The organism is Bifidobacterium sp. WK041_4_12 (assembly GCF_041080795.1).
In the GTDB taxonomy this organism is placed as follows: domain Bacteria; phylum Actinomycetota; class Actinomycetes; order Actinomycetales; family Bifidobacteriaceae; genus Bombiscardovia; species Bombiscardovia aquikefiricola.
In genome coordinates, this window is the sequence record NZ_CP129674.1 from 241485 (window position 1) to 262754 (window position 21270).

Annotated in this window: 16 protein-coding genes and 1 tRNA gene; 8 read left to right on the top strand and 9 right to left on the bottom strand. The window is 54.2% G+C overall.

Annotated elements, in window-relative coordinates; genetic code table 11:
- Positions 1-11: 11 nt before the first annotated feature.
- Together QN215_RS01065 and QN215_RS01070 are read right to left on the bottom strand one after the other, a co-directional pair.
- Positions 12-2471 carry a DUF6049 family protein gene (locus QN215_RS01065; RefSeq protein WP_369344303.1) on the bottom strand — a complete coding sequence of 820 codons (2460 nt, stop codon included), beginning with the start codon at positions 2469-2471 and terminating at the stop codon, positions 12-14.
- On the bottom strand, positions 2468-3157 hold the full coding sequence (locus tag QN215_RS01070) for an NUDIX hydrolase (RefSeq protein WP_369344304.1): 690 nt from the start codon (positions 3155-3157) through the stop codon (positions 2468-2470). The genes QN215_RS01065 and QN215_RS01070 overlap by 4 nt, the downstream gene beginning before the upstream one ends.
- A gap of 83 nt (positions 3158-3240) precedes the next feature.
- Here QN215_RS01070 and QN215_RS01075 point away from each other — a divergent pair, with 83 nt between their 5' ends.
- The gene (locus QN215_RS01075) at positions 3241-4656 is read left to right on the top strand and encodes a CCA tRNA nucleotidyltransferase (protein WP_369344305.1); all 1416 of its coding nucleotides are present in this window, start codon (positions 3241-3243) and stop codon (positions 4654-4656) included.
- Positions 4657-4784: 128 nt separating this feature from the next.
- Here QN215_RS01075 and QN215_RS01080 read toward each other — a convergent pair whose 3' ends face one another.
- The 3 genes from QN215_RS01080 to QN215_RS01090 form a co-directional block, all read right to left on the bottom strand.
- Positions 4785-5408: a LytR C-terminal domain-containing protein gene (locus QN215_RS01080; protein ID WP_369344306.1), complete on the bottom strand. Its 624-nt coding sequence runs from the start codon at positions 5406-5408 to the stop codon at positions 4785-4787.
- Between the two features lie 25 nt (positions 5409-5433).
- Entirely contained in the window at positions 5434-6375 is a 942-nt protein-coding gene (rsmA, locus tag QN215_RS01085; RefSeq protein WP_369345015.1) for a 16S rRNA (adenine(1518)-N(6)/adenine(1519)-N(6))-dimethyltransferase RsmA, read from the bottom strand.
- 70 nt (positions 6376-6445) lie between these two features.
- On the bottom strand, positions 6446-7936 hold the full coding sequence (locus QN215_RS01090; RefSeq protein WP_369344307.1) for a G5 domain-containing protein: 1491 nt from the start codon (positions 7934-7936) through the stop codon (positions 6446-6448).
- A gap of 315 nt (positions 7937-8251) precedes the next feature.
- Between QN215_RS01090 and QN215_RS01095 the strand changes: the two genes are divergently transcribed.
- The gene (locus QN215_RS01095) at positions 8252-9181 is read left to right on the top strand and encodes a dolichyl-phosphate beta-glucosyltransferase (protein ID WP_369344308.1); all 930 of its coding nucleotides are present in this window, start codon (positions 8252-8254) and stop codon (positions 9179-9181) included.
- Positions 9182-9303: 122 nt separating this feature from the next.
- On the top strand, positions 9304-11358 hold the full coding sequence (locus QN215_RS01100; protein WP_369344309.1) for an ArnT family glycosyltransferase: 2055 nt from the start codon (positions 9304-9306) through the stop codon (positions 11356-11358).
- Positions 11359-11755: 397 nt separating this feature from the next.
- Here QN215_RS01100 and crgA read toward each other — a convergent pair whose 3' ends face one another.
- Positions 11756-12193, bottom strand: coding sequence for a cell division protein CrgA (gene crgA, locus QN215_RS01105; protein ID WP_369344310.1), 438 nt, complete (start codon positions 12191-12193; stop codon positions 11756-11758).
- An 84-nt stretch (positions 12194-12277) separates the two neighbouring features.
- On the opposite strand from crgA, the gene QN215_RS01110 reads away from it, so the two are divergent.
- From QN215_RS01110 to QN215_RS01120, 3 genes are all read left to right on the top strand, one after another.
- Positions 12278-13033 (top strand): DUF881 domain-containing protein, encoded by a 756-nt coding sequence (locus tag QN215_RS01110; protein ID WP_369344311.1) that lies wholly within the window; start codon positions 12278-12280, stop codon positions 13031-13033.
- Between the two features lie 148 nt (positions 13034-13181).
- Positions 13182-14228: a class E sortase gene (locus QN215_RS01115; protein WP_369345016.1), complete on the top strand. Its 1047-nt coding sequence runs from the start codon at positions 13182-13184 to the stop codon at positions 14226-14228.
- 92 nt (positions 14229-14320) lie between these two features.
- On the top strand, positions 14321-14965 hold the full coding sequence (locus QN215_RS01120) for an aminodeoxychorismate/anthranilate synthase component II (RefSeq protein WP_369344312.1): 645 nt from the start codon (positions 14321-14323) through the stop codon (positions 14963-14965).
- Between the two features lie 33 nt (positions 14966-14998).
- Here QN215_RS01120 and QN215_RS01125 read toward each other — a convergent pair.
- From QN215_RS01125 to QN215_RS01135, 3 genes are all read right to left on the bottom strand, one after another.
- A tRNA-Thr gene (locus QN215_RS01125) sits at positions 14999-15072 on the bottom strand.
- 212 nt (positions 15073-15284) lie between these two features.
- Positions 15285-16283, bottom strand: a complete 999-nt coding sequence (locus QN215_RS01130) for a DsbA family protein (protein WP_369344313.1) — start codon at positions 16281-16283, stop codon at positions 15285-15287.
- 48 nt (positions 16284-16331) lie between these two features.
- Complete coding sequence (locus tag QN215_RS01135) at positions 16332-18284, bottom strand: serine/threonine-protein kinase (protein ID WP_369344314.1); 1953 nt, start codon at positions 18282-18284, stop codon at positions 16332-16334.
- A 248-nt stretch (positions 18285-18532) separates the two neighbouring features.
- Between QN215_RS01135 and QN215_RS01140 the strand changes: the two genes are divergently transcribed.
- Together QN215_RS01140 and QN215_RS01145 are read left to right on the top strand one after the other, a co-directional pair.
- Positions 18533-19660 carry an ABC transporter ATP-binding protein gene (locus tag QN215_RS01140; protein WP_369344315.1) on the top strand — a complete coding sequence of 376 codons (1128 nt, stop codon included), beginning with the start codon at positions 18533-18535 and terminating at the stop codon, positions 19658-19660.
- Positions 19661-19866: 206 nt separating this feature from the next.
- Positions 19867-21240 (top strand): DUF4032 domain-containing protein, encoded by a 1374-nt coding sequence (locus QN215_RS01145; RefSeq protein WP_404978510.1) that lies wholly within the window; start codon positions 19867-19869, stop codon positions 21238-21240.
- Positions 21241-21270 lie beyond the last annotated feature (30 nt).

A 21270-nucleotide genomic window follows, 5' to 3' on the forward strand; every position in this document is an offset into this window, starting at 1 on the left:
CCCGACAGAGTTCATTCGTCTGGATCCTTTTTACGATTAAATTGGCGCCAAAGGCCAAGCAGTCCAAAGATACCCGCGACAACGAGAATTGCAAGCCCACTCATATCGCTCAAACGCAGGCTGCTGGTGATGCGCGTGCTGTGGGTGACTCCAAAAGCCTGTCCGGTGCGATCCAGAAGTACCAGAGAGGCATTGGCCTGACCGGCGGCTGCTACGCGAATTGGCAAGGTGACCTGAACCTCGGCATTTGCTGGTATCTCGACCTGCGCCTCGCGAGCAGTCACGATTTCTGCGGAATCCGTTTTAGAGCTCACGATCACGTGTACCGCGTATGGATGGTCATTGCTTACCGTGACGGGCAAGCTAGCCGTTTCAGTGACCACCGTGACTGAGTCGGACGGTGTGATGTGGACGCCTGATAGCAATGCCTGGGCAAGTTGCGCAGCCGTGCCTGGAAGGGCAGTATTGCGGCCCGTGCCATCGAGCGAATGAATGGCAACGGTGCTCTGTGAAAGGCTGAGCTGGCTGATCCAGCCGGAAGCGTCATCGCTGTGTTGACCGGTCTGTGCAGCATCGCCTCGTGCGAGCGCCTGTGCGTCTGAGGTTCCCGATGAGGTTGGCGAGGATTCTGATTGCTCCTTTGAAGAAAGAATGGAAATGGCGAAGCGTGAAATATCATTTTTGCTCGCAGTCAGAGCATTCAGCGATGAATTCAGAGCTGTAAGCTCACCATTGCTCAAACCGGTGCCTGTTGGAATCGAATGTGTTGCCGCCTGCCCGCTTTTGTAGGCCGTAGCCTTCTGCAGAGTTGCCAGATCGCTGATGGTGAGCCATGAAGCCTTACTCAGGTTTGACATCACCTGGTCAGCGTATGTCAAATCTTCGGTGGTTTTCATGGCTATGAGCAACACCCGCTCCGCGTAGGGCTGTTCCATCTGGTAGAACGCGCTCTGTGCCATGAGACGAGAAAGGCGCCCTGCCGAGGTCGTTTCAGCGTCTGCAGACTTCGTCGTCGCCGTATTCTGTGCAAGAAGGCTCAGTTGCCTTTGAGCGACGAGCACACTGATATCCCCACTTGCAGTCTTTACATCGTATTTGCTCGTATGGGCGGAAGCAGAATCGTCGCTTGAGGCAAAGTCGGTCAGTGAGATAGCTGTCGAATACCCCTGTTTCTTTGCAATATCCAAGGCACTTTGAGTCCAGTTTCCCTGACCTTGCCAAGCGTAAGCCTCCAACGTGGACTTGGGATTGCCGGTCGCGGTCTGCAAGGCTTGCTGCGCCAGTGACTCGTTCCACATGGAATCGCTGATTCCTGCTGCCGCATATGCTGACGAGCCTTTTGCTGCATACGCTGTGATGTCGAAATCAGCCGGTTGCATGATGCCGCTCGTCTGCGGCGGAATGGGGAAGTTCTGCAGATAGAGCGGATCGGCAATGGATTGCACCATTGGATATTTCTTGAGTAGCTCGAGTTGCTTGCGTTGGGCACTCGATGCCTTTTCACTGAGGGAGACGATGCTTGGGTAATGCTCGGCATCGGCATGGGATGCTTCCTTGTCACTGTCAGATGATGATGCAGACGATGACGAGGAGGCAGAAGGTGATGAGGATGCCGTTGAGAGCGGCGATGATGCCCCTGATGACGATGATGAATTCGCGTCATCCGTTCCTGAATCGCTCTGGCGTGGCTCAGACTGCTTCGATGCGCTCGCGGATCCTGAACTCGAAGCCGATGGCTGATCACCGGCACCGACCTCCAATTTCTTTACGGCATCGGCATTGCCACTCCAGCTCGACGCTGTGAGGGGAAGAACGACAGTTACAGAAAGTGGCGGCGTATTAGCGGTTTTCAATCCATCGGTCGAACGGGTGACGAAGGAATTCACGCTTGCATGATCCTTGTCCACGCCGTTGGAAAAGTCAAAGAGAAGAGGCTTGGGACCCCAGCTGAATATTGATGCGAGCTGACTGTTGTCAGCTGGAACCGTGATGCTGACATTTGCGCTGTGCCCTGCCGGGATCTGGGGAACCTGAACCGTTCCCAACACACTGGGCGTGGGAATGTGGGCATCGCCGTTTGCCCAGTCCTGCATGTCGACGCGGGAGGCGAATGAATACATGGCATTCATCTCGACCGTGAGCATTCCGGCTTTCAATGCCGTACTTCCGGAATTGAATATGGTCACTGAAGTGGCATACCCTGACGTACTCGTCAGCACTGCCGTGGCGGATTCGATGCAGATTGCAACCTCAGCGTTGGAACATGAGGTATCTGCATCTGCAGCGTTCGTGGATTGAGAGGAGACAGTCTTCGCGTTGTCAGTGGTTGCAGCGTGTGCAGGCGTGCTCGCCACTGTGGTGGCCACCACCATGAGCACCGCCGTGATACACGCAATCAAGGCCCAGGCGACATGCGACATGCGTGCCGACGATGTGGCGTGATAACGCCTTGTGTGCTGCCAGTCCATCATGCTTGTTTCTTCAGTTTCCTTGCGTACAGCCAAACGATCTTGCGTTCATTAGGATAGCTCAGAACGCTTTCCAAATCATTGAAGCTGACCCATGCCGCCTGCTCGGCTTCATGATCTGGATCGCCCTCGACGGTCAGATAGCCTCCGGTCTGCTTCAGCACAAAATGATGGACAAGCTTGTGAATGCGCTGGTTGGTGCCGGTGAACCAGTAATCTATGGTTGCAATCGATTCCTGAACCTCGCCAAGAATGCCTGTCTCCTCGTGCACTTCTCGAACCGCGGTCTGTTCAGGGGTCTCACCTTTTTCGATATGGCCTTTCGGCAGGCACCATTCAAGATGGCCTGATCGTGAATGGCGGGCGATGATGGCAACCTGCTGCTTCTCATTGAATATCAAGCCGCCAGCAGAATATTCTCGCACGACAGGCAGATCCTGATTGCCCAGAGACGCAAAGCTGGTCAGGTTTCCGATGATTCTTCGACGTGCCATGATTGCTGGTGTCGGGACTCCGGAGGCATCACCATGCTCCCCTGCCGACGTGTCGTCTGAAGGGTAGTTTGTGCGTTCCTGCATGCTCTGAGAGGTGTATAGCAGCGTGTCTGCCTTGATGATATTTTGGGCAGAGTTCTCCGCAACATCGGCCTCATGCGCAAGCATGCGTGCGAAGTCTGCGGGCGTAATCATAGTTACACTTTACGTAAGTTATTGTGCAGGTGGGGTAACGGTATGCTGGTAACCATAGGTGAGGGTTACTTGGAAGGGTACTCGTGGATTTTGAAGTGTGGCCGGAAGCGATTGAATTAGGTCAATTATTTGCAGAACGTGGCTATGAGCTGTCGCTTGTCGGCGGACCGGTGAGAGACTTACTCCTACATAGGCGTTCGCATGATTTGGATTTCTGCTCATCTGCCAGGCCTGAAGAATTTGAGCCCATTCTGAGAAGCTGGGGAGACGGCTTTTGGGACATGGGACGAAAGTTCGGGACGCTGGGAGCGATCCAGCATAGAAATGATGGCACCGAAGTGCGTGTCGAGGTAACCACATATCGCAGCGATACCTACGATGCTGATTCTCGCAAGCCTGCAGTGGCATATGGTCACGAGCTGCTCGGCGACCTTTCTCGACGCGATTTCACGATTAACGCGATGGCGCTTCGCGTGCCGTCGCTGGAATTCGTTGATCCCTTTGGGGGCGCTTCGGATTTGGGCAAGAAGGTGCTGAGAACTCCTGTGGATCCGGAGCAATCCTTCGATGACGACCCATTGCGTATGATGCGTGCGGTCCGATTTGTGGCGCAGCTTGGCTTTTCGATCACTCCCGACACGGCAGCGGCCATAGCTGACATGGCGCAGCGATTGAGCATCGTCTCTGCCGAACGTGTGCGAGACGAATTCGTGAAGCTGCTCCTTTCGGACAGACCACGCCAGGGCATTGAGGCATTTGTCGAATCCGGCCTTGCAGATGTCGTGTTCCCTGAGATTCCGGCCCTACAGTTGGAAATGGATGAGCATCATCACCATAAGGATGTCTTCGAGCACACGATGATGGTTCTGGAACGAGCGATTGCCTTGGAAACCGACGATGATGGGCCGGTGCCGGCACCGGATCTGACCTTGCGGCTCGCAGCGATCATGCATGATATCGGCAAGCCTGCGACACGAAAATTCGAACCCGGAGGCAAGGTCAGCTTCCACCATCATGACGTCGTCGGCGCAAAGCTCACACGAAAGCGTATGCGAGCATTGCGATTCGACCGACATCTGATTCAGGACGTCAGTGAACTCGTCGGGCTTCACCTGCGCTTCCACGGCTATGTTGACGAGCCATGGACCGATTCTGCAGTCAGACGCTATGTGAAGGATGCAGGGCACCTCTATGAGCGCCTGAACCGTCTGACACGTGCCGATGCCACGACGCAGAATCAACGCAAGGCGCATATGTTTGAACGAGCCATGGACGAGATGGAGGCACGTGTCAGGGAATTGAAGAAGAAGGAAGACTTCGATGCCTTGCGTCCAGACCTTGATGGGAGTCAGATCATGCAGATTCTTGACCTGAAGCCAGGTCCCGAGATTGGCAAGGCATACAAGCATATGCTTGCGTTCCGCCTTGACAATGGGCCGACTGACGAAGTGACAGCGACTGCAGAACTTAGACGCTGGTGGCACGAGCAGCAAGGATAAAAGGATAAGCAGTAGAGCTTAAGTGGATAAGAGCTGAGCTGGATTATGCATTGCTCAGCCTTGCCATTCAGCGCCGCGCAGTACTGTGATCAGAATGATGCCAAGGACTGAACGAACAGTGGCGTGCGTCAGTCGACGGCAGTGTGGCTGCTGGCCTTTGGCAGATTCTTCATGGTGGACGGATCCGTGACGCAACCCTCGATAGAAGTAATCTTCTGCCCAGAAGCGGTCGTTTTGTTGGTCTTCTTCAGATTGTTGAAGGTTGAACCGACGATGACATCGACAAGCTTGTCGGAACGATCGTCCATGCGAAGAATGGCATCGTTGAATTCAGTGGAAAGGGTATAGGCCTCGGCAATGCCATTCTTTCCGAAACGAATCTCAGTGCGGGTAAACTCGTGAGAGCTTGGGAAGTCGGCCGCTCCCTGCGTGCTGAAGCCGTCATTGTTCAGAGCTTGCATGACCGCCGTGCCCAGCCCGGACTTGTCAGTGCCGTTGAGCACGCGAATCGTTACATTGGGATGGTTGACATAGGTGGAATCGGCTGGTGCGCACGGTACGGCAACGCCGTAGTTGGGCTTGCTGGCCACCGATTGCTTCACCGTTTTTCCGAGACCTCCAAGTGCAACAAGCAGAGAAAGTACCAGGGCTACGGCAAGAACTACCACCGTTATAGTGAACACCAGCTTTTGACGCCTGCGTATGAACTGCTTACGCGCTTGGCGTTCATCGAATGGCTTGGGAACCGTCATATGCCAACCCTTCCGCAAAATTGACTTAACTCAGCTTAGCGTCATAGTCTGACCCAGTTGCCTCTGTGTTGTGCTGTTCTTGAAAAGGTCGCGCTGATTCAGCCTGAGCAAGGGCATCAAATTCGTTGACAGTCAACGTTTCGCCGCGTCGCCGTGGATCGATACCACTCAAGCTGTATGCCGCATCGTGAACGATGCCTTTCAATGCAGCGTGAAGCGTCTTGCGTCGCTGGCGGAAAGCCGCATCGATAATGGCAAAAACGGCAGTTGCATTGCCATGGTCATGCATGTGTGGAATCCGTTGGAACCTGACCAGGGCTGAATCGACATTGGGTGCTGGCCAGAATACGTTCCGTCCCACCAGCCCTGCCCGATGAGCCTGGCCATACCAGGCAAGCTTCACGCTGGGCACGCCATAGATCTTCGTTCCTGGCTGTGCGACCAGCCGGTCCGCAACCTCTTTCTGCACCATTACCAGCAGTGAGTTCAGCGAGGTGAAACGTTCGAGCAGCGTGAGAATCACAGGTGTCGCAACGTTATAGGGAAGGTTCGCCACAAGCGTGAAAGACTGTCCATCAGCCAATCCAGGCACGTCCAAGGGTTCGACCTGCAATGCGTCCTTGTTGAGCACAGTCAGCCGTCCGGAGGCTTCAGGCATGAACTCGTGAACAGTTACCGGCAGATTTTGGGCAAGTGCGGCATCTATCTCTATGGCATCAACGACGGCACCGGTTTCTAGAAGACCGAGGGTCAGCGAACCCAGTCCTGGTCCGATTTCAAGAACGTGTTCGCCGGCTTGCACGCCCGCCTCGTGAACGATGCGTCTGACCGTTCCGGGATCGATAACAAAGTTCTGTCCCAGTTTTTTCGTTGGCGAGATGTTCGCCTGTGCCGCAAGTCTTCGAATATCAGAAGCTCCCAGCAGACCTGAGCCTTGATGATCTGTAAGATGATTCGTGTCGTGCATGGTCTCCCCAGTCATGCACTCTGAGCGTGCACTGTTCGTTGAGTTGTGTAGTTTCGTGTCGTGGTTTCAATCAGTATGAACCATATTTCTGCCAGAACGCCATGGCTTGCAATGGAGTTCCGTAGCGTTGCGCAATGTAGAGCAGACCCCAATCAATCTGAACCGCCCCATCATCGTGCCAGCCTGTTCCCATTTTGCTGGCTGGCCATGCCTGTGGAATGCCATAGGCATGGCTGCTCGGGTTTTCTGCTGACCAGCTCCATCCGGATTCGTGATTCCAAATCCACACGATTGCATCCCATTGATCGCCTGTCCAGCCGCGTTGTGCCGCTGCGCCCGCTGCATACGCCTTGGCCTGAGCAACGGTCGGATGCCACAGTCTGGCAGAGCCTGAGCCACCATCGCCTGTTGAGGGATTAGGGGTCGGAGTTGTGGTGGTTGGGGTTGGTGTGGGGGTGGGAGTGGACGTAGGCTTGGGTGCAGCGGTGGTCGTTGGTGCGCCTGTGCCTGACGGTGAACTGCTTGCACTCGGCTTGCTTGAAGGTTGCTTCGAAGATTCGGAAGCGCTCGGCGAACCGCTTGATGACGATGACTTGTCAGAGCTAGAAGCGCTACTCCCTGAGGATGCGCCAGCTGATCCAGAGCTTGAGCCTGAACCTGAGCCAGAACCGGAGCCTGAACCACTGCCGTCGGAATCCTGGGTTTCGGTTTTCTGCGGTCCTACGGCGATGATCGTGTCGATTGCCACGCTCAGTGTCTCTTTCTTCACCAGCTTCGAGGACTCTACGACGCCGTCCACAACAGTATTGTCAAAGGTTTCCCGGTCTTCGCCATCCTGACCCTGCTGCTCGACCTTCGTTTCACCGGGTGCGAGGGAAGCATCGACAACGGTCTGCGTTCCATGGGCTACGGTTACGGTTTTTGTGGACTGCGTATATTTCACGCGCCGAACGCGCAGAATCGTCGTTCCCTGATCTGTTTCGACGCTGACGCGATCGTTCTTGCCAAGGACGATTCCCTTGGAATCAAGAATCGAGGCAGCAGGAAGCTCACCGTTGGGAGCGATTGAACTCTTCCCATCGGCAATGACGGTGACAGGACCCTTCGCATTGATGACCAACCCGCCAGTGAGCTGGTTGTAGACATTGGGAATGTCAACGGTCACCTTCACGGCGTTCTCTTGGTTCTCGTGGAAGAAGGAAAGCAGCTGCTGCATGCTCGTCGCTGTTGTCCAGAATGGAACCTGCTGACCGTCGATGTTGATTGTTGTCTGGTAGGCGCTTTGCACGCGAACCACATCATGATTGGTCAGATCGTAGCCAGAGGTGCTGTCTACAAGATCGTGCGTCTTCACATCGATCTTCTGCTCCTGCAGCAGCCGGCTGATGCTCATTGCATAGGTATGAACGATTCTTGTATCGCCATTGATCTCAAGCGCGACGGTTTTTCTTGCTCCGATGCCAAAAGCGGTGAACGATGCTGCCACGATAGCCACAACGCAGACTGCAACGCGTATGCGTCTGCGTATGAGAAACCTCCGAGGTGTCCAACGTCTAGCCATATCAGAGCTCCTCATCCTGTGCTGTTTGAGCCTTCTGTTGCGATTGTAATGGCAGAAGCTGAAGAAGGTCAGTCCTATCGTTCAAGTTATATACAAATTTCTACATTTGTGAAACCGCAGCAGCGCTCGCGCTGTGTAATGTATGCGGAGAGTGCGTATGCTTGCCGCGCTGACGATACGATGATTCATGCTCATGAAGAGACGTCGGCTTTGTAGAGAACGTCCAGCAGAGGTTCAGGAAACTATTGCACGAGTCGTACATAACTATGACGTTATGCGAAGAACATGCCAAGAATGCAGCATTTCAATAGAAGCATGAACACATTAAGCAATATGCAGACAGCCGGTTCAGATAAAGCCGAAACTGATCCTCACACAGCAGAGATCACAGAACGCCGAGGGCATCCGAAAGGCGTTGATGCGGACATCGTGATACCCGTTTACAACGAGGAACACACCTTGGAGGCGTGCATCGGGACACTTGGCGCATATCTTGAGGGACAGCTGAACAACGTTAACGCATTCAGCTGGAATATCATCATTGCAGACAATGCCAGTACGGATCACACCTGGCAGGTTGCCTGTAGAATCTGCGAAAGCTATGGCGGTATGGTCAGAGCGGTGCGCATCGGTCGCAAGGGACGCGGAGCGGCATTGAAGAGTGCATGGTCCGAGTCACTAGCCCGCGTTGTGGCATATATGGATGTCGACTTGTCAACGGATATCAGGTTCACGGAAACTCTCATCTGCTCGCTTCTTGCAGGAGGCGCGGACGTGGCAATAGGTTCACGCCTACTGGCGCAATCAGATGTGGAACGATCCACAAAACGTGAATTCATCTCACGAACATACAATCTGATGCTCAGAACGTATCTCGGTGTGAGATTTCATGATGCACAATGCGGTTTCAAGGCGCTCACTGCACGCGCTGCTGATACCCTGCTGCCGCGAATCAAGGATGATGAATGGTTCTTCGACACCGAGATGCTGGTGTTGGCAGAACGATGCAACATGCACATTTATGAGATTCCGGTGACCTGGGTGGAGGACAGCGACAGCAGGGTCAACATTCCTGACACGGTGAGCAAGGACATAGCTGGTATGAGACGGATGCGGCAAGACGCGCGCAAGGAAATCAAAGGTCGCATCACGAACCCATATGCTCCCCTGGGTTGGGGGGATCAGAGCCAGCGTGAGTTACGCGGGTCGTTGATTGAACTTGCCAACGTGAAAGTGAGCGCATAATGACAGAACAATTCGGGACTTCTCTCTCTTCTGCAGCGGCTGCTCCGCACAGTGCAAGAGCAAGATGGTATGAGCGAGCAACGTTGTCTGGGAATCGGCATGCATCTCGCACGGGGATCACCATGTATCGTCTACCGAAGCGACGACTATCGGATTGGATTCTGCTGGCGCTCCTGGTCTCTGCCGCCGTGGCAACGTTTTTCATCAATCTTACGGCTTCCGGCTATGCCAATGAATTCTATGCTGCAGCAGCGCAGGCAGGATCTGTGAATTGGGAATCCTTCCTATGGGGCTCCTTGGATTCCGGCAATGCCATAACCGTCGACAAGCCACCGGCATCCATCTGGATCATGGCACTTTCGGTGCGTGCGTTCGGTCTCAACTCTTTCGCCATACTGTTGCCTCAAGCAATTATGGGTGTGGCGACCACCTTGCTTCTCTATGCCACAGTCCGCAGGTATTGGGGAAATTCAGCTGGCATGATTGCAGGATTCGTTTTTGTACTGACACCCGTTGCAGCTCTGATGTTTCGATTCAACAATCCAGATGCGCTGCTCGTGTTGCTGATGATGGCAGCTGCGCACGCCGTGCTGCGTTCGCTTGAATATGCTGCAACGAAGTCAGGAAACCGTCGGCGCACATGGTGGATGATCGCTGCAGGAACATTGATCGGATTTGGTTTCCTCACCAAACAGATGCAGGTCTTCCTCGTGCTCCCTGGATTTGTTCTTGCATTCCTCATCGCTTCGCCGACAGGCTTCGTGCGCCGTTTGATTGATGGGTTTGTCGCTGTTGGGAGCATCATCGTCGCTGCGGGCTGGTGGGTGGCATTGACGGTTCTTGTGCCAGCTGGCTCACGTCCCTACATAGGTGGCTCGCAGAACAACTCATTCCTGGAACTTACCTTTGGATATAACGGTTTTGGCAGGCTGACAGGCAGTGAAGAAGGCTCGGTCATACCTGGTGGTTCGGCAACGACTGCAAATGGTGGAGGAATGTGGGGTCAGACAGGCTGGACACGCTTGTTCGATGGCGAATATGGTACGCAAATCGCCTGGCTTGCACCGCTTGCGCTTGCCGGAATCTTTATCGGTGTCATGGTGCTGGGCCGTGCCTCTCGCGTCGATCTTCGGCGCGCAAGCGTTATTGTTTTTGGTTCCTGGCTCGTCGTCACGTGGCTGACCTTCAGCTTCATGGCAGGCATCTTCCATCAGTACTACACCGTTGCTCTATCACCAGCAATTGCCATACTTGCAGCCATAGCAGTTACCGGGCTATGGGTGGCGCGCAAGTCGCTATGGGCAAGAATTGTTGCGCCCCTGCTGCTGCTTGGCTCTTCGTATTGGGCATTTATCCTTGCGGGAAGAAGCACATGGTTGCCGTGGCTGAAGTGGTGCATTCTTGGCGTTGGCATTCTTGCAGCGGTGATCCTTGTTGTTGCCGCAGTATCCTCCTCTAAGAGGATTGCCTTGGCTGGCTCTGTGCTTGCTGCGGTCTCATTGCTTTCCGGCCCACTCGCTTGGACTGCTTATACCGTCAGCGTGGGGCATACGGGGTCAATCGTTCTTGCTGGACCCAATGTGACCTCTTCCAATGGCATGGGCGGCATGCGTGGCATGCGTGGCATGGGTGGTGGCCCGGGCGGTGGTCCGGGCGGTGGTCCGGGAGGTAATCAGGGCGGTGGCGCAATGGGTCAGCCTCCGAGTTCAGATTCAACGCCAGGCGGTACTCCTGGGATTGGCGAAGCCATGGGTCAGGGTTCTACACAACAGGGTGGAACAGCTTCGATGGGTGGCATGAGAGGAGGCAGGGGCATGGGTGGAAGCTCGGTCAGCTCGAAGATTGTGTCGATGCTGAAAAAGTCATCGAACTCCTATCGCTGGGCTGCTGCAACGACCGGCTCACAAAATGCTGCAAGCTATCAGCTCTCTTCGCAGAAGGCCGTGATGGCGATTGGAGGCTTCAATGGCTCAGATCCCGCCCCGACACTCAAGCAGTTCAAGCAATATGTCAAGAAAGGGTTGATTCACTACTACATCGCGTCTTCCTCAATGGGTGGAAGGCAAATGGGCGGCTCTGGCTCAGCATCGGAAATTGCTTCATGGGTGGCCGCGCATTACAAGGCAACGACCGTGGACGGCGCGACAATCTACGATCTTTCTCAACCAGCGTCGTAGAAAATGTGGCTTCTTGTGGAGCGTGCAACCTTTGGGTGCACAGCACGGCAAGAGCTACCTGCTAAAACTGCAAGATCGGCTTAAGAAGAGAAAGGCAAGAAAAAGAATGAGGGGCGGGAATGAAGGGGATGCTCCCGCCCCTTAACGGAACGAGCAGGTTGGGGGATAGCTCGTCCCATCGGTGACCAGAAGTCATTGTTGGGGGGAAGACTTCTGGATACTTACCCAGCTAAAAATATGAGTTCCAACAGATTCCAATAGTAATATACAAACTGTATAAATCAAATCGGTGTGTCGCATATCGGATGGAACAAAAATCCCACGTCATGGGTGACGTGGGATTGTATTGTGGGCAGTGGTATCAAGAGCCTTACCCAATGGCTGTGAGGCGGGGAGATCAGCGCCAAGCCATGGTCATGAAGAAGCCGATCATAATGAGGCCGAATCCGATGGCAAGATTCCATGCTCCAATCGAAGGGATTGGGTAGCCGCTGTTGAGGTAATAAACCACGCACCAGATCACGCCAATGATCATGAACGCACACATGACCGGGACGAACCAGCTCGAATTCGCCTTCGTTCCCTTGATTGAGTCCTCAACGCGTTTCGTATTTTCTTCTTGGCGCTGAATCATGCGCTTCATCTGAGGTGTGAGTTCACTCTTGTCAACCGTCTGGTTGAGGACAGCCTGAACCTTGTCCATGGAAACCCCGTAGTTTTCATCGTCATCGGTGTCTTCTAAGCTGTTTTCCGTGGTCAGCTGTTCTTCAATTGGCTTTTGTGGCTCGGAATCCAACGCATCAGCGCCGGTTTCGTGCAGCTCTTGATCTGCCATGAGTGTAGTCTCCTTCGATAGGCTATTAGTCATAATAATGGTTAGATTCTAAAGTAACCACTTCGACAGCCAGAAAGGTCGGATATGGCACAGCGCACCGGCAAGCATCAAGTCCACCATTCGTTGCCTGGAATGGTTGCCGTTGCGGTCATTTTTGCTCTTACCGGGTATCTGCTGATTACCAATATTCGAGTCAATCGTTCTGTCACTGTTACCTCAGACACAGCGGGTCTGGTCGAGGAGCGCGTGGACAAGGTCAATTCTCTGAGCGCTCAGGTGAGCCGGCTGAGTTCGCGCATCAATTCGCTGAAGTCAAGCACGAGCGAGACAGGCAAGGGCGAGAGCGAGGATCCAGGATCCAGTACGGTACTCCCTGCGGTCAAGGGGCCGGGCGTGACGGTGACCCTTGACGATTCACCGTTGTGGGAGCAGAAGCTCGATGAATCAGGATCATCGGCGACCATCAATGACTATGTCGTGCATCAGCAGGATCTCGAAGCCGTGATCAACGCTCTGTGGGCGGGCGGCGCGGAATCCATGGAAATTCAGAACCAGCGCATACTGCCGACCACGGCTGTACGATGCGTGGGCAATGTGCTGCTGATCCAGGGCAAGAAATTCTCGCCTCCGTATACGGTTTCAGCAATCGGTCCAACGCAGAGCATGATTGAAGCCCTCGATGATTCGCCAACCATTCAGATTTATCAGCAGTATGTGAACTCCATTGGTCTAGGATGGAAAGTCGAGACGCCCGAATCTCTGACATTCCCGAAGGCAACTGCCGTACTTCAACCATTGCAGTATGCGAAAGTAGATGAAAAGGCCAAAGCTAATGAGTAGACATAACGCTTCTTACATTGGGCGGCATGCCATAAGCCAGTCACTTGAAGATCTGGATTCGAACTCGTACTTTGATGATGAGTCGTCTGAAGCTGAGATTGCCCCGCAACCAAAGCCTCGCAGTCCGAGGCGCGCACTGCTCGTGGTGATGGGATTGCTTGGAGAGATTCTCCTCACGCTGGCCGTTGTCTGCGCACTGTACATTGCATGGCAATTGTGGTGGACGGGAGTTGAATCGGAACACACGCAGCTCGCCACCCGGCAGAGCTCGTCTTGGACGGATCCAGGCAATGCTAACGGCAAGGTTTCCATCGCTCACGCCCAACAGGGCAATCCTCCTCAGGAGCCAACTAGCGCAAAGGTCGGAGACCTGATTGCACAGCTTTACATCCCTCGCTTTGGCTCAGCCTGGTCGCGCAACGTGGTTGAGGGAACCACGAACGAGCAATTGGCACGTCATGGCGTAGGCCGCTATACGAATACGCAGATGCCCGGCCAAGTGGGTAATTTTGCCGTTGCCGGACATCGTGCAGGATATGGCGAACCTCTGGCACATGTCGATACCTTCGTAGAGGGTGATGCGATTATCGTGCGTACCAAGGATTACTGGTACGTCTACCATTACACGACCAAAAGCATTGTGCTTCCTACGGATATAGGTGTCATTGCGCCGAACCCGACAGATCCATCGGCAGCTGCGGTGAAGCGGATGATCACGTTGACGACCTGTGAACCCCGATACTCGGAAGCCACGCACCGCTGGATCAGCTGGGGTGAACTGGATTACTGGGCAAAGGTTTCTGACGGCATCCCCAAGGAACTGGCCGATTCAAGTGGAACCAATGCAGTCACCTTCAAGGAGCAGAATCAGGGAGACGTTCTGACTCGTCTCAATTCATTGCGACCAGTCGTTATGGTGCTGCTGCTTGCGTACGCAGTCATTTATCTTGCCGCGCTCGCAGTGTGGCGCTATCCGGCGTTGCGAGCAATTCGCAATGGTTCCAAGCCCCGCCCCGATTTCAGCCTCTATGGAGCGTTCTATCGGCATCAATCAGGCATTGCACCGATCCGATGGCTGCTTTTGCTTATCCTCGCAGTGGCTGCAGCGGCTGCCATGTTTGAATGGCTGTTTCCGTGGGTGGCAAGCAACGTGCCATATCTGCAGCTGATGTCCAATTATGTCTCGGTTCAATGACCGAGATGACGGCAACCATCAGCGCCTACCGCTGATTTGGCATATTCAATGACCTGTTATGGCACAATATTCGTATACTCTCTGGAGGGGAAATGAGCGATTCTGCACGCATCCTTGTAGTGGATAATTATGATTCCTTCGTCTATACCATCGTCGGCTATCTCAAGACGCTTGGCGCAACCGTGACCGTGCGGCGAAACGACGATGCCGACCTCAGCGACGAGCATGCCTGTGACGACGTTGATGGTGTCCTGATCTCTCCAGGACCGGGCACTCCGGCAGAATCCGGCATGAGCGAGGACATGATCCGCCTGTGCGCTCGCACTTCGACACCCATGTTTGGCGTGTGCCTAGGGCTTCAGGCGCTTGCCGAGGTATATGGCTGCACGGTTGGGCATGCGCCCACGATCATGCATGGAAAAACCAGCCGCATCGAACATATTGATGACGAGATCTTCGACGGCATAGCAAACCCTATGGTTGCCACGCGATACCATTCGCTTGCCGTACGCAGCGACACCGTGCCTGACGAGCTTGAGGTCACTGCATGGACGCAGAACGACCACATCATTCAAGGTCTGAGGCATCGTACGCTGCCCTTGCATGCAGTTCAATTTCATCCTGAATCGGTGATGACCCAGGGTGGGTATCGAATGTTGGCTAATTTCCTTGCGCTCTGCGGACAAACGAACGCTGTTGAAAAATCAGAAGGGTTGCAACCAAACGTGGTTGCCTGAACAAGCCTGAACTCTTGTCATTCAAGGGATCCGAGCCTCCTGTCAGATTCGAACTGACGACCTGCCGCTTACAAGGCGGCTGCTCTGGCCAACTGAGCTAAGGAGGCAACAAAGGAACAGCATAGCAGTACATCTCTAGAAATACGAACAGAGTGTGCCCCGCTGCCGTGGAATCAAGAAAAGGCTCGTGACCTTCCTGCAGCAAAGGCACGTTCATGCCATGTCATGGTTACTGCCACGGCATGAACGAGACCCGGTGTACCAGTGTCTGTGCTGATTTGTGTATGCTGATTCGGCTGTGCTGATTGCTGCACGATTGCTAGCTGATCGCAATGGGCTTTCCGGTGCCGCCAATGGAAGGAAGCTTGCCAGATGTTCCAATTTCTGATTCAGGAAGCCCAACTGCCTTGAGGAAATCGGAGACAAGATCGCTATTGGCGCTTCCGATGCTGACCAAATCCCAATAGTTCTCGTTGATGCGCACGGTCGGAGTCGTCATCTGACCTTTGCGCGAGCCTGAAATGTTCCACAGTTCCTTACGCAATGGTGTGTAGGCTGAAATCTTCGTGATCCAGCTCTTGTAGGTTCCGTCCGTTGACTTCTTGGCGACATCGGATGGCACCCCGGATTTTACTGCCAGCTGTTGCAAGGTTGCATCGCTCACTGCCTTGTAGTCGCTTTCGCTTGGCTGGAAGTCTTCAGCGAAGAGGTTGGCAATGAAGGCGATAACATGGTCAGGATCGTTCTGCGCAATGTAGGCGACCTGACTTGCGGTACGTGTCGAATATTGATCGGTCGTCAGAGAATCCAGGAACGCGCTCGGATAGATTTCGATATTGATCTGACCGGCCTGCTCCATCGCCGTCAGGGTTGGATCAAGGGTACGGTTCAGAGAGCCGCAGCCAGGGCAGAGGAAATCCATGTAAATCTCAACCGTTGGAGCCTTGGCGATTTTCTTGTCCAAACCACGCTTGGAAATCAGGAACCCCCCCCTGCTATTTGCGCCCGATGGTTTTGTCTTGACTGCCTGTGCAGCGTCATATGATTGCTGCACGGTTGCCTCGCTGACGGGACGGTTGGCTCTCCAAACCGAGAACCCTGCAATCGCGACCAAGACAACCACAACGGCGACAACGATGATGCCGATTATTGTCTGCTGCTTGCGCTCCTTAGCAATCACTGCAGCCTGCTCACGTTCAGCCTGTTCCTCAGCCGCTCGACGTCTGTTTCGTGCATTGGCATTCTGTGGGGCGCGGGTCGAAGAGGATGCTGATGTGGCTTTGTTCTTGGTTGATTTCTTGTTGGGGTTCTGAGCCATCTCATGTCCTTTCACGGTTCATATCAGCCTTACTCTACTGTATGTTCCTCACAATATTGCGTGCATCGGATTCCAGTCGATGCCTGGGAACTGCCAGAACGCCACGCATAGTGCCATGCAGGCCGCTAACCATACAAGGAACAGCACTCTCGATGGTGTTGGGCTGAACGTTCCATGGGCAGATTCCGCTTCATCATGGTGACGCTCTTCGTCCGTTTCGCTGTCGTCGAAATCGTATGGCTTGGGGAACTTGCGAGCATCGCCACTGAGATATCTGCCTCGAATGCGGCCTGCACCTATATGGATGATCTGAGCGAGAGGACCGGAGGTCGTCAGCAGCCAGGCGAGCAGCATGGCCACGGCCAGTATGATGCCCGTCCTGGAAAGAGCACTGCCTGAAGGCAGGGGGACGTTCAGAGTGAGCGTACCTAAGTTCATGACATGCGTCGTGGTGGGTAGCGACAGGGCAACCGTGGCGAGCCCCACCACCATGAGCACCATGATGATTTGTACCAGCGCCCGCGACAGCATGACGATGAAGGATTTGACGATATGCCAAGGCAAAGTCGTGAACGACACCAGGGCATCGGATTTCGCGCGGAACCCTCCTCTGCGCTCTTCACGTTGCAGTTGAGCTTCGGTAGCCGTTCCCAGGCACATGCAGATCCAGAGTCCCATGCAGGAGGCGATGACGGCATAGATCGGCAACAATGTGAACATGGCAGTTATCAGCAGAGCGATGCCAGCCAGAACAATCGTGCCGCGACGCTGGTATGCGTCACGCTCCATTGCTGGAATATCGGACGGAGCGAAGTCGTTGGGTTCTCGGCGCTCAGCAGTGTATTCCTGCCGCTCCTGGCCACCAGTGTCGATGTCGATGCCCCACAGCGAACGGGGATTGGACGGGTCTTCGGCCACCATGCCACCGAGCGCAGTCGTGGGCGTCTCAATCAAAGAGGTGTCGCCAAAAGGGCGCATCACCTTGGTCCCATGTGTCTGTTCGGGGACTGGTGCGTGTTGTTGCTCGTTGCCAGCAGCTTGGTCATAGGAGGTGCCGATTCCGGCTTGGTTGCCGAGTATGGCCGTAGAGGACTCCTGGTTGGCGATTGCCTGATTCCACAGCTGAGGTTCAAGGGCATCCAGTGCAATCGCATGCAAGAGTTCCTCGGGTGTCGAGCGTACATGCGGATCTGGTGACAATGCCTTGCGAAAGGCTTGCTGAGTTCTCTGGGGCAGTCCTGATAGGTCGGCATTGCCGGAGGCTTCGCGCTCCAAAACCGTCATCATCGGACGTGTGCCGAAAACTGCCTTTCCGGTAGCTGCATAGGCAAGTACGGCAGTGACACTCCACCAATCGGTCGCTTCAGAGGATTCTGCGCCATCGATGATTTCTGGAGCGATAAATCCCGGTGTTCCCATAACCAGTCCCGTGCGCGTCACATGGCTTTCCCCCTCGCCCATGGCGATGCCAAAATCGACCAGAATCGGTCCGGTTGCGGCGACCATCACGTTTGTCGGCTTGATGTCTCGATGAACGATGCCGGCACGATGTACGGCGTGCACGGCATCCATGAGCTTGCGGGCGAGACGTTCCAGATCGTCGCCACTATACCGTCCGTTGTCGGCGATGTCATCACGAAGGTTGTTGCCTTCAATGAGTTCAGTCACAATGAAGGCAAGCGCGTCGTCAAGTTCCATGTCTACGATTTCGCAGACTCCCGGATGATGCACGCGTTGCAGCGCCATTGCCTCTCTGCGAAGGCGCTCGCGGGCTGTGACGGTCTCCGAATTGCCCGAATCTGCGTTCTTGTCAACTGTGGTGCTTACCAGGGATTGTTCATCATTGAGGGAGTCTCGGAGGATTTTCATGGCGTGGAGCTGTCCGCCGTCATCTCGAACCTTCCATACTGAACCCATGGCTCCTCCACCGAGGGGTGCAATCAACGTGTATCCGCCGATCTGCTCTCCTGGTTGAAGATTGACCATGTTCAAATCGTCCATACTTCTATTGTGCTCCATGGTTTAAGGTTTTCGACCCGAATTTTCATAAGAGACACGCCATATGCTTGGTAATTCCTCTGGTGTATAGTTTGTGGTGGCTCAAGGGAGAGTTTTCTTCGATGAACCACACAACATAACGCTGCAGCAGGTATTTTTCCACAGTCGGGAAGGTAATTGCTCTACAGCACCACAGTGAAGCCCTTCACTACGGATCGTTCGGCACGTACCTGCCGATGAAAGGAAACAACATGGCAGAAGTGGTATTCGAGCATGTTACTCGTATTTACCCAGGCAACGATAAGCCTTCGGTAGATGATTTGAATCTAGATATCAAGGATGGGGAATTCCTGGTTCTCGTTGGCCCTTCCGGTTGCGGTAAGTCAACTACGCTGAGAATGCTTGCAGGACTTGAGGAAGTCAACAAGGGTCGTATCCTCATTGGTGGCAAGGATGTCACCACGATGCAGCCCAAGGATCGCGATATAGCCATGGTGTTCCAGAACTATGCGCTGTATCCTCATATGACCGTTGCAGACAACATGGGCTTCGCCCTGAAGATTGCCGGTACTCCCAAGAACGAGATTCGTCAGCGTGTTGAAAAGGCAGCTGAGATTCTCGATTTGACCGAGTATCTCGACCGCAAGCCGAAGGCACTGTCCGGTGGTCAGCGTCAGCGTGTGGCCATGGGTCGTGCAATCGTCCGTGAGCCTAAAGTCTTCCTTATGGATGAGCCTCTCTCCAATCTGGATGCCAAGCTTCGTGTCCAGACACGTACCCAGATCGCAGCACTGCAGCGTCAGCTCGGTGTTACCACCCTCTACGTGACACACGACCAGACCGAAGCGCTGACGATGGGCGACCGCATCGCCGTCATCAAGCTTGGACTGCTCCAACAGGTCGGCCGTCCGACCGAACTCTATGATCGTCCAGCCAATGTCTTCGTTGCTGGCTTCATCGGCTCACCTTCCATGAACCTGAACATCCACCCAGTCGTGAATGGCCAGGCCAAGATTGGTGATGACACGATCAGCCTTCCCAAGGAAGCCGTTGACAAGCTCACGCCCGAGGACAATAACAAGATTGTTCTTGGATTCCGTCCAGAAGATGCCTCCCTCGCAGGCTCAACCGAAGCAGATGCGTTCTCGCTGAAGGTCGCAAACGTTGAGGATCTCGGTTCCGATGGGTACATCTATGGGCATATTCTGACCGACGATTCGGCTGCTGAGGACGCGACGATGATGTCCGATCAGAACAACATGACAACCGTCCGCGTGTCTCCTCGCGAGCTCCCAGCGGTTGGCGCAACAGTGAAGATTCACATCGATCCAGCGAAGATGCATCTCTTCTCCACTGCAACCGAACTGCGTCTGAACTAATCCGGTCGCCGGATCAGGGCTTGTAGAAACCCTGATCCGGCTACCATATAATCCTCTCTTTTCATTCTCTCTGATCTGCTCCCGTCATGAAGATGACGGGAGTATTTTTTGTACTGCCCGGTTCGGCGTATTGTCAGATTGACAATCTTGTTCGGCTCTGTGTGGATACTGGAGACATGACTATGGATGATCAGAAACTCTCTCGGATGGACCCACGGGTCGGTAACGCGACTTCCGTCGACTCGATGGATGAGACGAACGGGACACATGTAGCCCAAGCATTGCGGATTACAGCGGCAAGCTCGAATCCGAAGATGTTCACTCTTCCTTGGGAAAAGCCACTGTCACAGTGGCCAAAGGATTATCTGGCGAATCTGCCACGTGGCATCTCTCGGCACGTGGTGCGCTTCGTGCATGTCGGCGAGGATGTGTACGCAATGAAGGAGATAACGCGATCCGTGGGTGAGCGCGAATACGAACTGCTTCGACGCCTGCAGAAACTTGAATTGCCAACCGTCACACCCATTGCCGTGGTGACTGGCAGACATACGCCAGATGGGCAGGAGCTGGAAGCCATTCTGGTAACGAAACATCTCAAGTTCTCTCTGCCATATCGTGCATTATTCGCACGCAACCTTCGTGCCGACACGGCCGAGCGACTGATCGATGCCCTGGCTGTGCTGATGGTTCGTTTGCATCTGGTTGGTTTCTACTGGGGTGATGTTTCGCTTTCAAATGTACTGTTCCTCAGGGATGCCGACTCCTTCGCTGCATTTCTTGTCGATGCTGAAACTGGTGATTTGCATCCGAGACTTACCGATGGTCAGCGCGAATACGACATTGATCTGGCCCGCACCAACATCATCGGCGAATTGATGGATTTGAATTCCGGGAACCTTCTGCCGGCGGACGTCGATGAAGTCGCAGTCGGCGACAGGCTTGTCGAGCGTTATCAGTCCCTGTGGGGAGCGCTGACTGACGTCGATAGCTTCAACCCTAACGAGATGTGGAAGATAGAGCAGCGTGTCAACAAGCTCAACGATCTGGGTTTTGACGTTGATGAGCTGGAAATGAAGACCGCAGTCGACGGCAACAGAGTGCTGGTTCGCCCTCGTGTTGTCGATGCGGGATATGCCTCACGAAAGCTGCTGCGTCTGACGGGGTTGGACGTTCAGGAGAATCAGGCCAGAAGACTGCTTAACGATCTGGATGCCTACCGTGCCTCGACATGGCGCCAGGGCGAGGATCTGGAGATTGTTGCCACGGACTGGATGCGTGAAATATTCGAACCCACAGTGCGCATGATTCCTGCCGAATACCGTTCACAGATCGAACCGGCGCAGTTCTTCCATGAAATTCTGACAGACCGCTGGTATCTGGCGGAAAAAGCTGGGCATGACATCCCGATGGGCGATGCCGTTGAAAGCTATATTGAACATGTCTTGCCAAAATACAAAATCGATGAAGCTGCGATGAAGGATATCAACGAAGAGGCCGAAAGCGGTGTCATCGACGATGAGGCAAGCTATGGCGACGACAATCTCGACGATGATCCAGATGCAGCGGTGTGGGCTAGCTGATTCGTGAATGCAAACGGGGTGAAGAGCCTT